Below are 12,964 nucleotides of genomic sequence, written 5' to 3' on the forward strand. Positions count from 1 at the left end.
GCTCAGGAGCCTCCAAGCCAGAATGTGTCCGGCATGTAGACACCGAAATAGGAGGTCGGGTCGTAGCCGTAGAGTGCTTTGTCAGGCAGGTTGCGCAGCCGCGAGGATACCAGAATCGGCTGAAGTGTTTCGTTCACCGTACCGATAGAGAACACCTGATCGGTGTAGATCGACAGCATCGAGTTCCAGATTTCGGCGCGCTCGCTGGATTGGGTCGATCCGTTCCAGCGCTTGAGCAAAGCCATCAACTCGACCACTTCAGGAACATCGGGCGCCTCACCCATCTTGCCATGCGACAGATAGTAAGCGCCCCAGAGCGGCCATTGCAGCTGGTCGTCGATGGTGGGGGCCAGCTGGTATGGATTCATGTCGGCGGTCGGCACGCCATTGTCGATGCCCGACGACATCGACATCAGGATCTGGCCACCAAGCGCGCGGCTGCGGAAGATGTCGCGCTGCGAAGTCCGGATGAACAAAGCGATGCCTATCTTGCGCCAGTGATCGGTGATGAGTTCGAGCGCATCGGTTTCCAGCGTGCTTTCGCCGGCCGTTTCCACGATGATCTGCGCCGGGCGTCCATCGGGAAGTAGCCGCAGGCCGTCATCGTCACGGGCCTGAAGCCCGACCTCGTCAAGCAGTGCATTGGCCTGGTCGGGATCGTGGGCGACCCAGGCTTTCGCGAATTCCGGCCGGTAGAGCGGGCTCTCCGGCAAGACCGTATCGGCGCTTTCCTGCGCCAATCCGTAGAAGACGGCCATGTTGATCTCGCGCCGGTCCACAGCGAGCGAAAGTGCGCGGCGCACGCGCACGTCACGCAAAAGGCCACGCCACACCGGGTCGGCACAATTCAGATTGGGCATGAGCGCCAGCCGCGAACCCTGTGTGCGTTTCCACAGATGCATCTTCACCGGGTAGCGCTTCTCCGCGTCCTTCAGGAAGGAGTAATCGCTGAAGTCGATTCCCATGCATTGCAGGTCGCTCTCGCCCGCACCGGTCTTGGCGGAGATGATCGCCGACGAGCTGACATTCATGATGATCCGGTCGACATAGGGCAGTTGCCGGCCGTTCTCGTCTGTTCGATGAAAGAACGGGTTGCGCTCGAAGATGAACTGCTCGGCCGGCGGCTTGGTCCGGTTCTGCCAGGGGTCGAGTGTCGGCAGATCCGGGTTCTCCGGGCGATACTGCCGCGACATGCGGATGTGCAGCAGCGTCCATTTTGCGGTCCGGTTCTCCTTCATCAGGCCGGCGAGCCGGAATGGATCCTGATATTTCTTGTGGAACTGCTTGAGATAGGCGGCTGGCAAAACAAGCGGTGTCGGCGAAGCAGCGGCAAGTTTGGGCAGGAAGTCGGGATTGGGCGCGTCCCAACTGTAGCGCACCGTCAACGGATCGACGATCTCGAAACGTGGCGGCTTGCCGTCCGCCAGCAGGGCAGGGGCGAGCCCCCCTTGCGAAAGCTCATCGTTCAGCCAGACATCTTCCCAGCAATAACGAAAATCCTCCGGCGTCAGCAGGCTGCCGTCTGACCATTTATGGCCTTCACGAATCTTGAACGTGAAGACGCGATCATCCTTTACGTCGAAACTTTCGAGAATGTCGGCCTGAAAGTTAAGCTTTTCGTCATAGCCGACCAGCCGGGAATACCCGTAGATCGTCATCATCCGGATATCTTTCTGGCTGCCGATGATCGTACGCAGCGTGCCGCCATACTGGCCGGGCTGCCGGCCCATCGCCGCGAGGTTCAACGCGCGCGGGCTTTTGGGCAGGCGCTCCGCGAGTGGCGGCAGAGCCCTGGCTTTCAGCTGCGGCTGAAGAAAATCCGGCTCCAGATCGCCGGCGCGCGCCGTGCCCGGCAGAAATGCCGAAGCCATGAGACCAAGGACAGTGCGGCGGCTGATCAATGGCGTAACTCGCTGACATCGGCCGAACGTCGGGCCAGCACGAGATGGCCGCCGCCGAGATCGAGCGGCGACAGCATATCCTCTTCGCCCTCGTCGCGGAATTGCGGGCCCCATGCGCTGGTGTCGGAAGCGCCGCCGAGCTTCAGCGTCTTGAAATCCATCGGCCGGTCGAGATCGGGGAAGGGGACTGCGGCGAGCAGCGAGCGCGTGTAGGGGTGGATCGGTTTCCTGAGCAGAATTTCGCGCGGTGCAAGCTCGACGATACGCCCGCCGCACATCACCGCGATGCGGTCCGCCATGTAGTCCACCACCGCGAGATTGTGGGATATGAACAGGTAGGTCAGGCCCAGTTCCTTCTGCAGGTCCTTCAGAAGGTTCAGGATCTGCGCCTGCACGGAGACATCGAGCGCCGAAACCGGCTCGTCGCAGATCAGCAGTTCAGGCCCCAGCGCCAAGGCGCGCGCAATGCCGATACGCTGACGCTGCCCGCCGGAGAAGCTGTGGGGATAACGCTGGATGAAGCGCGGATCGAGCCCGATTGCCTGCATCAGGCTCTTGACTGTGGCTAGCCGGGACGCGGCATTGCCACGTTGATGGATTTCCAGCGGCTCGCTCAAGATGTTTTCCACGGTCATGCGAGGCGAGAGCGACGAGACCGGATCCTGGAAAACCATCTGGAGTTTCGCCCGCAGCAAGCGCAGGGCGTCTCCCTCGGCTTCCAGGACGTCGATCGGTCCGTCGCGGCCGTTGAAGATCACGGAGCCGCCGGTAGGGGTGACGGCCCGCATCAGGATCTTGCTGACGGTGGTTTTGCCGCAGCCGCTTTCGCCAACCAGGCCCAGGCACTCACCTCGCCTGATGTCGAAGCTGACGCCGTCCACGGCGCGAACTGAGGTCTGATGGCTCCCGCCGAACCATCCGGAGTTGCGGATGGTGTAGACCTTTTTCAGATCCCTGACCGACAGCAGAATGTCGTCCGGCCCCTTCGCTTCCGGCGCCGTCTGCTTGCCCAGCAGGGTCCCGACATTCACCGGCACCTCGCGGAGCGCCTTCAGCCTTTCGCCAGGTTTCAGGTCGAAATGCGGGACGGCTGCCATCAGGCCCTTCAGGTAAGGGTGGCCTGGCCGGCGGAATATTGCCTCCACAGGGCCCGCTTCCATGATCTCGCCATGGTACATGACCACCACCTCGTCGGCGACATTGGCAACCACGCCGAGGTCGTGTGTGATCAGCAGCATTGCCATGTTGAGCTTGGTCTGGAGTCCACGAAGCAATTGCAGGATTTGCGCCTGGATGGTGACGTCCAACGCCGTTGTCGGCTCATCGGCGATCAACAGAGCGGGCCGGCAGATAAGCGCCATGGCGATCATGGCGCGTTGCCGCAATCCTCCCGAAAGTTCGAACGGATACATGTCGTAGGCGTGCTTGGGATTGGGAAACCCGACGAGGCCGAGCATTTCCTCGGTCCGTGCCTTGCGCTCCGTCCGGTCCATGTGCGTATGAATCTGCAGGGATTCGCTGACCTGGTTGCCGATCGTGTGCAGCGGCGACAGCGATGTCATCGGCTCCTGAAAGATCTTGCCGATGCGGCTGCCTCTCAACGCCCGGATTTCGGGTCCGTCTCGCGGCATCTGCAGGATATCCTGCGTCGTGCCGGGCTTTTTGGGATCGGAAAACAGGATACGGCCGCGAACATGGGCCGTGTTCGGCAAGATGCCCATCACGGCCTGGCTGAGAACCGATTTTCCGGAACCGGACTCACCGACAAGCGCGGTGACCTTGCCGGGCAGGACGCGAAGATTTGCCCGCCTGACGGCATGCAACGGTCCCCCGACAATGGCAAAAGAGATGCCAACATCCTCGATCCGCAGCAGATCAACGCCTGCATCCATTCCCACACCAGCCCCAATCTGGCGCCTCCCGACCGGCCCCAAAAAGCAAGACTAGCGCATTGTCAGCGCAGAGCAACTTGGATTCGAAACGAATTCCCCGGCGACCGGCGGCCGGACAGCATACCAGGGCGTCCAGATCGGATGGTGGTGACTACTGGAGCTTCCTCCGGTCGCCCGCCGACAGCCGCGCGGCATCGCGATGAAGTAGCATGACCTGCTCGGCGTCCGATATCCGATCGTGAAACGGCTGCAGCGCAGCGTCTTCATCGAGTGCGAGAGCACCCGACAGATCGGGTGAAAGCACCGTCAGCTTCTGCTTGCTGCCCGCCAGTTCCTCCTCGCCGAGCGTCAGCCAGCTGTTGGCCCCGCAATAACCGGCGAAGTCCTTGCTGGCGAGAACGCTGTGCGGATATTTCTTGGTCAGGGTCTGGAGACGCTGGACCTCGTTTACAGCCGAGCCGAAGACCGAGAATGTGAGTCGGTCGGTAAGCCCGACATTGCCGAACATCACATTGCCGACATGCAGGCCGATACCAAATTTTATATCGCCCAGTCCTTGCTCTTTTCTGCGCAGATTGAGCTCCATCATGCGCATGCTGGCCTTGTGCGCAGCCGCAAGAGCAGCCTGGCAGGCGATCTCTGACTGCGCCCGGTGCCTTTCGCAGGGGTAGACGGCAATGAATCCATCCCCCAGGAAACTCATGATCTGCCCGCCTTTGCGATTGAAAGGTGCTGCGATGGCATCGAAAAACTGGTTCAGCGTATCGATATAGACTTCGCGGCCGGAGGTTTCGGCGAGCCTTGTCGACCCGCGCATATCGCCCATCACCAGCGCGGCCCGGATTGTGTCGCCCTCGCCGCGCTTGATCTGGCCGTCCAGCACGCGCCTGCCGGCGTCACCGCCGAGATACGTGGTCATCATGTTGTCGGCGAGCTTGGTGAGCACCGCCATCTTGCTTGCTATAGCGAGATGGTTCTGGATCCGCAGCAGCGCCGAAATCATGCTGTCGCTGAAGCCTGAAGCACTGTCGGTGGACCAGGACCCCAACATGCCCTGACTTGTATCGCCGTTGAAGGGATGGACGAAAGCCATGTAATCGGTGACGCCCATAAGCCTGAGCTCATCGAAAACAGGAAACTCCGACCGCACCGACGGGTCGAGCCGGCGCCGCAGATGATCGAGCTTGTTGCTGAGCAGATGGTAGTATGGGCTGGTCAGGAATCTGTCGGAATGGACGCCGTTCTCACTCCGGAAGCCTTCCACTTCCAGGCCTTGGCCGCGAATCCAGGTGAAACCGAGAGCGTCATAAAGCGGATGCAGCATCGAAAAGCTCAAATGCACCCGCTTCAGCGGCAGGCCGGCAGCAGCCAGCCGTTCACAAAAACCCTTGACCAATGTTTCCAGGTCGTCGCCCGCCAGCGCCGACTGGGTCAGCCAATCGGCAACCTTATCCATGAGAATGTTGGAAATTTCTGCTTGCGCTGTGCTCATGCTATCTCGAAACCCGTCGAAGACGAGCCATCTCCTTTGATCCGCAAAATTCTCGAAGTCAATGAAGCCGGCTTCGGGGGCAGAAGACGGCGAAGAATATCCCGAATGACTGTCCTTGCAGGAAGCAAGCAGACGTCGACCGCACAAATCACCTGCAACACTATGTGGCGAGGCTGCCGGCGAAGTGCAATCCCGATCCTGACATCGCGCAAATAATTGGTCGGCTCAGGCCCCGTTGGGCTCGCCGGGTCCCAAGAACCATGGCCGCGGCGCATTGCGGAAAATCGATTCCCCAAGCCGTCATCAGACCGGCGCCTTCGCCTTCAGGCTTGCGGCAGCCATTGCATAGCCGCCGGCGGCGCCATCGATGAAGTGAACATGATCGCGCTGCAGCGGCGAGATGACGAGGCATGTCATCAAGGCCGACTTCTGGCGGTGCAGGCCATAGTTGCAGATGCCGGCCTCTTCCGCTTGTTTCAGCCGGTTCTCGATCCGCTGCAACACATCCGCGTCGACGTCGATGGTCATCTTCAAGCCGTCGTCGAACTTGCGGAAATCCGAATTGCTGGCCACCTCGCGCTTGTAGACCTTCGGATCGAAACCGCCGATCGTCCAGCCCAATTTGTCGGTGACGGCCGTAAGCGTCATCAGGAAGATCACCCACAGCTTGGCCAGCCACCGCCGCCCTGGCGGCGCCGTGGCCCGTGCCTCGACATCGAGGCCGGCGGGCAGGAGGCTGTAGGCCGGACCGTCCACCGGCACCGGGTGGCCATCGCGCTCCTGCCTGCCGGCAAGGGCGATGATGTCGGAAGCCAGAAACTGGAAACCACGCAAGTCGCGCGATGCCCCCGGCACGGCTATGATCGAGACAATTTCGCCATGCCGGGCTTCGATCGGGTTCCAGCGGCAGGAGAGGCCGGTCAGATCCGGCCGCGCGCCGGCCGGGGCGGGGTCGACGCGGTAGCGCCCGGCTTTCATTTCGGCTTCCGCCCAACTGCCGCCGCCGCCGGCGAACATGGCATAGAAGGCTGCTTCGGAGGCCTGGAACCTCGCCACGCGAACGTCGAGGCCTTGCGCTCTTATGTCCTTTATCGGCACGATTGCGGCACGCAAGGTCAGGTCCAGTTCGTCCGCCACCCATCTCTGGACAGAAGCCAGCGCGTTACGGGCGATCTCCAGCGCCGAGCCGGGAAACGCCACGAGCGCGCCGTCGCCGCCGAAGACGAAGGGAAGATCTTGCCGGCCCAGTGCATTGAGCAGCGCCGAAATGACGCTGGCGCCGGCCATATTGACGGTTTTGTAGCGCCCGGCCTCGATCGCCTTGGTCGAGCCGACGATGTCGGCGGTGGCCAGCGCCCAGCCATCGGGGAGAGGCCGATAGTTGTCGATATCGGCAACGCTTTCGAACTTTGCGAAGACCGGCAAAGAAGCGACGAACGGGTCGGACGCGACAGCTGTTTCCATAAGCATCAGATAGCACATTCCAGCGCTTGAAGGTGAAGTCGATCATGCCTCGAAATTGACTTGGGCAGGCTTTGCGATGATAGGATCGCGCGATGCGAATTGCCTTCTACGCCCCGCTGAAGTCGCCCAATCATCCCGTTGTCTCCGGCGACCGCCAGATGGCACGGATGCTGGTCCAGGCGCTGCAGCATGGCGGGCATAGCGTCGAACTGGCATCGGAGTTGCGCTTCTATCTACGCCAGCCGGAACCGAAAAGTTTCGATGCGCTCATGATCGAGGCCCGGGACGAAGCCGCGCGACTGACAAGGCTTTGGGACCGTGACGGCAAGCCCGATCTCTGGTTCTCCTATCATCCCTACTACAAGGCGCCCGACCTGATCGGGCCCGAGCTGGCGTTGGCCTTTGCCATCCCCTATGTGACGGCCGAAGCCTCCTATTCCGAACGGCGCAACGCCGGTTCGTGGGCCGATAGCCAGGCATTGGTGGCGCGAGCCATCGAGCAGGCGGCGCTGAACATCTGCTTCACGCAAAGGGATCGCCAGGGGCTGGCGGATGCTGTTCCCCACGCCGCTCTCGGTATGCTTTCACCCTTCATCGACACATCGGCATTCCACGAAATGCCGGTACTGGATTATCCGACGCGCCTCGTGACCGTCGCCATGATGCGCCCGGGCGACAAGGTCTTGAGCTATCGCATGCTGGCGCAGGCGCTCGGGTTGATCGGCCATCTCCCCTGGACGCTGTCGGTCGTCGGGGACGGACCTGCCCGTGACGAGGTAAAGGCGCAATTCGCCGGCTTGCCCGCCGACCGTATCGAATGGCTTGGCGCTATTGAGCCGGTCGCCGTGCCGGATGTCCTCTATCGCGGGGGAATCTACGTCTGGCCGGGTTACGGCGAGGCCTATGGCATTGCCTATCTTGAAGCACAGGCCGCCGGCCTTCCGGTGGTGGCTCAGGACATTGCCGGCGTGCCGGAGGTCGTGCGGCATGGCCAGACCGGGTTTCTCACCCCGCCAGGCGATGTAGCGGCGTTCGCTTCCGCAATTGCAAGGCTTCTGGCCAACAATGACGAAAGAACCATCGTGGCTGCAGAGGCCAGACGTTTCGTTCTCGAAGAACGCTCTCTCGGTGCTGCAAAGGCCCGTCTGGCGGAACTTCTCAAGATGATCCCGTTGTCATGACATCCGACCCGATTTGGCAGCCCCTGGTGGACGAGCTGGCGCACCGGCAACGGGCGGGCCGCAAGGCAGAGTTCTGGCTGCGCGACGATGACGCCGTGGATCCGACGCCGGCGCTCGATCGGTTGCTCGACCTCACCGGTGACTTCGGGGTGCCGGTCACTCTGGCCGTCATTCCGGCCCGGACCGACGGGACGCTTGTCGTCCGGCTTGACGCGGCGCCGCATGCCACGGTCGCCATTCATGGCTGGGCGCACCGAAATCATGCGCCCGAGGGTCAAAAAAAGCAGGAGCTTGGCGCGCATCGGCCACGCGAGGTGGTGCTGGATGAGCTGGCCGGCGGGCTGTCGCGTGTAAGCGGCCTGCACGGCGCACGTGCGGTTCCGATGCTGGTGCCGCCCTGGAACCGGATCGACGCCGGCCTGGTACCCGACCTCCGATCGATAGGATTTGCGGCATTGTCGGTGTTCGGGCCGCCAAGGCCGGCTTCCCTGGCGGTCATCAACAGCAATGTCGACATCATGGATTGGCATGGCACGCGCGGCTGCCGCGATCATGGTCTGTTGGTTCAGGCCATCGTCGCGCAATTGCAGCGTGCATTCGGCGGCGGCGAACCGGTCGGCCTGCTCACCCACCATCTCGTCCATGATGAATCGGCCTGGCTTTTCCTCGAACGGCTGTTCACGATCACCGCGCGGGCAGAAGGCTGCGCATGGCTTCCGATCAGCACACTGACAGAACGCAGCGCCGGAAAATAGCTCAGCGCTTTTTGTGCAAGACTGGAAATGTGAGCGTCTGGCCATCCCGCGCCGCAAAAGCGCCGGCAAATCTGTCTTTGGCCAGTTTCTCCATCTCGTCCAGCTCATCGTCGGTGCGTGCCGGATCGTGGTGAAACAGCGCAAGCCCGCGCGCGCCGGCCGCCTCGCAGAGCTTGACGCCCTGTTGCCATGTCGAGTGCCCGTTGCCGCGGTAGCGCTCCATTTCCTCCTCGGTGTAGGTGCAATCGTAAATGACGAGGTCGGCATTCTCGATCAGGCCGAGCACCGCCGGATCGAGTTTGCCCGGCTCGTGCTCGGTGTCTGTGATGACCGCCACGACGCGGCCCCCCCATTCGACCCGGTAGCCGATGCAGCCGCCCGGATGGGTAAGACTACCGGTCCGCACAACAACTCCTTCGCGCGGCCGAAGCACGTCTCCGGATGCGAAATCGCGGCAGTCGAGGCTCGCCTTGCAGACACCGAGTGTCACCGGAAACCATGGCGGCCGAATGAATTCATCGACCATCTGCCGCGTCGTCATGCGTCCAGCCAGATGCCCGGACCAAAGCGTAACTTTGATGCCTCGTTCATAAATAGGCTTGAAAGCCGGCAGCCCGATGACGTGGTCGTAGTGGCAATGGGTGAAAAACAGGTCGAAATCGGTGACGCCCGCCGCCCGAAGCGTCCTGCCGGCAGGCCGCAAGCCGGAGCCCGCGTCGAACAGAAGCGTATGCTTGCCGCATTGCATCTCGATGCAGATCGTGTTGCCGCCATAGCGAGCAAATTCTGGCCCCGACACCGCAATGCTGCCGCGCACGCCCCAAAACCTGACAAGGAAGAAATCGTCGTCCATGCACCCTTTCGCCCATCGTAGCCAACCAACTGCTGCCAGAGTCGTTCCAGGAAAGGTGTGACACGGTTCCGGAAACTGCATCAAAACAAAGAAACAGAGCGGCTCGCCGCTTCAGTGCAACTGTGAATCGCTCTCGGCCGTTCGTGCGTCGATCAGGTCCGCGGTCGTACTGCTTAGCCTATCGGCAAGAACCCGCAATATCTCGATGGTCATTTCGGGAAACTCCTTCATAAGCCTCAGGAAATGGTCCTTGCGGATTCTCAAGGCCTCCAGCTCACTTGCCGCTTTGACGGTGGCAGTACGGGAGCTGTTGCACAATATGGCAATCTCGCCAACGATCGAATTTGGCAGCAATTCAGCAACTTTGATCGGCCCATTGTCGGAATCGACCAGAATATCCGCGCTGCCCGAAAGGATGACATAGGCCGCGTCTGCCTCGTCGCCCTGCCGGAAAAGAATCTGGCCGGCACTGTAGTTCACGCGATCGGACGTGAACGCGAGCAGCTTGAGCTTTGTCGGCTCGATGCCAGAGAACAAGGGAACGCGTTGCAGCATTCCAACTTCATCCTTGAGCAGCATTGTCGCAAACCTTCCTGAATTCGCGTTTGCCAGACTATGACACAAGTTCCTTGAAGATACCGTTTCCCGCCAAGAGTGTCTCGTGTGTTCCGTCTTCCACCAATTGGCCTGAGTCAAAGACCACAACCCGATCGAACATCGCCGCCATTGCCGGATTCGTCACCACCCACACAATTGCCGGCGAATGGCCGTCGCGTCTGGCTTCGTCGAGCACATTCCGCAACACTTTGTCCTGCACGCGCTGGTCGAGCGCTGACAGCGGCCGATTGAGAATGAGGAAATCGGGACGCTTGAGCAAGGCGCGGGCAACATCGAGCTTCTGTCGCTGTCCGCCGGTCAGCCGCCTGCCGGCGGCGCCGACGTTGAAGTCCAGGCCGACATCCAGAAGCTCGGCATAAAGTCCCAGTTCGTCAAGAATATCATAGACGATGGAGCGAATACGGTCCGGCGCGTCGGGATGGTTGTTGCCGACACGCCCGAACAGGACGTTGTCCATGACGGTGGCCGCGGCGATGTATTTGGCAGGATCAAACCGTTCGACAGCTTTCTCCAGCTCGGCCGGCAGGTTTTCATAGAACTGGTTGCGTGCAGCGATGATCTTGCTCATCAGCTCGTCGGTCAACAGGCCGAAGCGATGCCGGGGCTCGATATAGGCAAAGCTTAAGGTGACCATCATGGCGCGGTCGTTCTCCGAAACCGCATCGTAGGGGCGATTCTTGAGCCGTTGCAGCAAGGTTTCGTAGGCGGGTATCTCCTCGGCGCTCATGAAGGCGAGCTGCTGGAAGAACTGATGTTCGGGCGGCAGGTCGGCAAACAGCTCGATCGCCTGTTCGGCGATCTCCATGCCCATTTCGTAGAGCGTGCGGTCGAGGCCGGCTTGCTTCAGCACGGAAGCAAAATAGGGATTGGACGCCAGTGCCTTGTGAGCCAGTTCGGGGCCGGCCGCAGCGCCGAAGAGCAGGTTCTGGCCGATCGTCGCTTCCTTGTTGTAGGCGCCCGGTTCAAAAGGAACCACCAGCGCGCTCAGGCCTTCTTCCTCCAACCGGGTTCGCAGCGCCGCACGCAATTCGACGATCCGCCCGGCAAGCTTCGTGTGGCGCTTGAGGTCGGCCGAAGAGCGCAAGCCTAGATCCAGAATGTCGCGCGACAGAAGAACCGCGTCGAGCACCCGGCGCACGGCTTCAAAGAGGTCGTGCGGGCCGGTGGCGCCGGCGGAGGCATAGTTGATCCAGTCGCTGCGGATATCGAGATCCGGATTGCCCGACCGGCGCGCCTCGTCGATATTCCAACGGTGCTGGTCCGCCGCGGCGCCGTCATATGTCACCGATGTCAGCGGCGCATGCTTCAACCCGTAGAGCAAATTGTCGCGCAGGCTTGCCTGGAACAGGAAAACATCCGACGAAGCGTAGGACATGCGCCGGCCGGTCACGGCTTCGGGGAGATCGAGCAAGTCATCGGAGCCCGAAACGATCCTTCCACTATCCGGCCAGGTCAGCCGCGCAAAGGCTTCCGCAAGCGCCTCCGCTCCCCCTGTTGCGGTGCTGACCAGCGCCACCGTCTCACCCGGCTTGACCTCGAGCGAGATGCGATTGAGGAGCATTGCGCCGCCATCGTCGGCTATCGACAGGCTGATCGCCGACAGCGGCTTGGTCATCGGATCGGGATCGTCGATCGTCAGTGCTCCGATTTCCGGCGCGATGATATTCTCGACGGTGAACTGTTCGACGACCTGCTGATATTTGACCTGGACATCCTGCCGGTCCTGATCCCAGTCGATCAGTTCCTTCATCGGTCCGGGCAAGTCCTTGTAGGCGCCAATCACGGCCACGAGCTGGCCGACATCCAGCCGCCCCTGGATGACCAGATAGCCACCGATCATGTAGAACAGAAAGGGCGTGAGCTGCGCGAGAAAATTGTTGAGGAACTTTACCATGAATTTCCATTGGTAAAGATCGAAGCGGATTTTGAAGATGAGCCCGAGCCGGGCTGCTATGTCGGCGCGCTCGTAATTCGACGTATCGTGGACGTGAACCGCGCCGATGCCGTCGACGATTTCGCCAACCCGGCCCGACAGCGCGCGCGCCGTCAACTGCCGCTGGCGCCCCAGCACGAGCAGCCGCCGCCGCATTCGCGGGATAAGCACGATCTGGATCGCCACGATCACGACCGCTATCATTCCGAGCCAGACGTTCTGGACCATGATGAACAGCATGGCCGTCAGCGCCTGGCCGCCGAGCAGCACCGGCTGCAGGAAGGCATCGCCGATGAAGCCGCCCAGCGGCTCCACCTCGTCCTTCACCATGGTCGCCACTTCGGCGGATTTCACCCGCTTGAAGTAAACCGGCGGAAACCGCAGCACACGATCGACCAGGTCGAAACGAATACGCCGCAGCATGCGTTCGCCGAGCCGGCCCTTGTAAGTGTTGATGTAGAGCTTGAACAAGCCGTTGATGACGACCAGCAAGAGGAACACAAGGCTGAGCGCAAGCAGGGTCGAGGTGCGGTCCAGTTGAAAACCGGAGAAGAACTGGACCTCGCCGATGAACGGCAGGTTATAGTGCAACCGCATGAATGGCAGGGTCGCGCCCGGTTGCTCGAACCCCTTGCCCTGGATCGGGCCGTTGACGATCAGCTTCGGCAGGTCGAACGACATGAAATACGGGACCATCGAAAGCACGACGATCATCAATATCCAGAGCTGCTGCTTCCTGGTGTGCGTCCAGATATAGCGGGCTAGGCTGGTTTCCATATGCGATTGTCAGTTTGAAGGATGCGGAATGTAAAGGCACCTGCTGGCGAATGGTGTATCGGCCATGTCTTCGCTGCCAACGACCAGTTCGAAGCGGC

Annotated in this window: 9 protein-coding genes; 2 read left to right on the plus strand and 7 right to left on the minus strand. The window is 61.2% G+C overall.

Annotated elements, in window-relative coordinates; all coding sequences use genetic code 11:
- Positions 1-2: 2 nt before the first annotated feature.
- The 4 genes from ACYG9Z_RS13700 to ACYG9Z_RS13715 all read right to left on the minus strand — a co-directional run bounded on the left by ACYG9Z_RS13700 (position 3) and on the right by ACYG9Z_RS13715 (position 6,767).
- Positions 3-1,901, minus strand: coding sequence for an ABC transporter substrate-binding protein (locus ACYG9Z_RS13700; RefSeq protein ID WP_023692891.1), 1,899 nt, complete (start codon positions 1,899-1,901; stop codon positions 3-5).
- The gene (locus ACYG9Z_RS13705; protein WP_023726702.1) at positions 1,898-3,793 is read right to left on the minus strand and encodes an ABC transporter ATP-binding protein; all 1,896 of its coding nucleotides are present in this window, start codon (positions 3,791-3,793) and stop codon (positions 1,898-1,900) included. Before ACYG9Z_RS13705 ends, ACYG9Z_RS13700 begins: the two co-directional genes overlap by 4 nt.
- A 151-nt stretch (positions 3,794-3,944) precedes the next feature.
- Positions 3,945-5,285 carry an adenylate/guanylate cyclase domain-containing protein gene (locus ACYG9Z_RS13710; protein ID WP_023672139.1) on the minus strand — a complete coding sequence of 447 codons (1,341 nt, stop codon included), beginning with the start codon at positions 5,283-5,285 and terminating at the stop codon, positions 3,945-3,947.
- 303 nt (positions 5,286-5,588) lie between these two features.
- On the minus strand, positions 5,589-6,767 hold the full coding sequence (locus ACYG9Z_RS13715) for a DUF3095 domain-containing protein (RefSeq protein WP_031196755.1): 1,179 nt from the start codon (positions 6,765-6,767) through the stop codon (positions 5,589-5,591).
- 74 nt (positions 6,768-6,841) lie between these two features.
- Between ACYG9Z_RS13715 and ACYG9Z_RS13720 the strand changes: the two genes are divergently transcribed.
- Both ACYG9Z_RS13720 and ACYG9Z_RS13725 read left to right on the plus strand, forming a co-directional pair.
- A complete protein-coding gene (locus ACYG9Z_RS13720; RefSeq protein WP_023752847.1) occupies positions 6,842-7,930 on the plus strand; it encodes a glycosyltransferase family 4 protein in 1,089 nt (362 codons plus the stop codon).
- Positions 7,927-8,685 (plus strand): polysaccharide deacetylase family protein, encoded by a 759-nt coding sequence (locus ACYG9Z_RS13725; protein WP_023672142.1) that lies wholly within the window; start codon positions 7,927-7,929, stop codon positions 8,683-8,685. The genes ACYG9Z_RS13720 and ACYG9Z_RS13725 overlap by 4 nt, the downstream gene beginning before the upstream one ends.
- Before the next feature lies 1 nt (position 8,686).
- Here ACYG9Z_RS13725 and ACYG9Z_RS13730 read toward each other — a convergent pair whose 3' ends face one another.
- From ACYG9Z_RS13730 to ACYG9Z_RS13740, 3 genes are all read right to left on the minus strand, one after another.
- Positions 8,687-9,538, minus strand: a complete 852-nt coding sequence (locus tag ACYG9Z_RS13730; protein WP_023672143.1) for an MBL fold metallo-hydrolase — start codon at positions 9,536-9,538, stop codon at positions 8,687-8,689.
- Between the two features lie 111 nt (positions 9,539-9,649).
- Positions 9,650-10,117: a cyclic nucleotide-binding domain-containing protein gene (locus ACYG9Z_RS13735; protein WP_023672144.1), complete on the minus strand. Its 468-nt coding sequence runs from the start codon at positions 10,115-10,117 to the stop codon at positions 9,650-9,652.
- Between the two features lie 34 nt (positions 10,118-10,151).
- On the minus strand, positions 10,152-12,866 hold the full coding sequence (locus ACYG9Z_RS13740) for an ABC transporter transmembrane domain-containing protein (protein ID WP_023672145.1): 2,715 nt from the start codon (positions 12,864-12,866) through the stop codon (positions 10,152-10,154).
- Positions 12,867-12,964: the final 98 nt, after the last annotated feature.

The organism is Mesorhizobium sp. RSR380A (genome assembly GCF_054719385.1).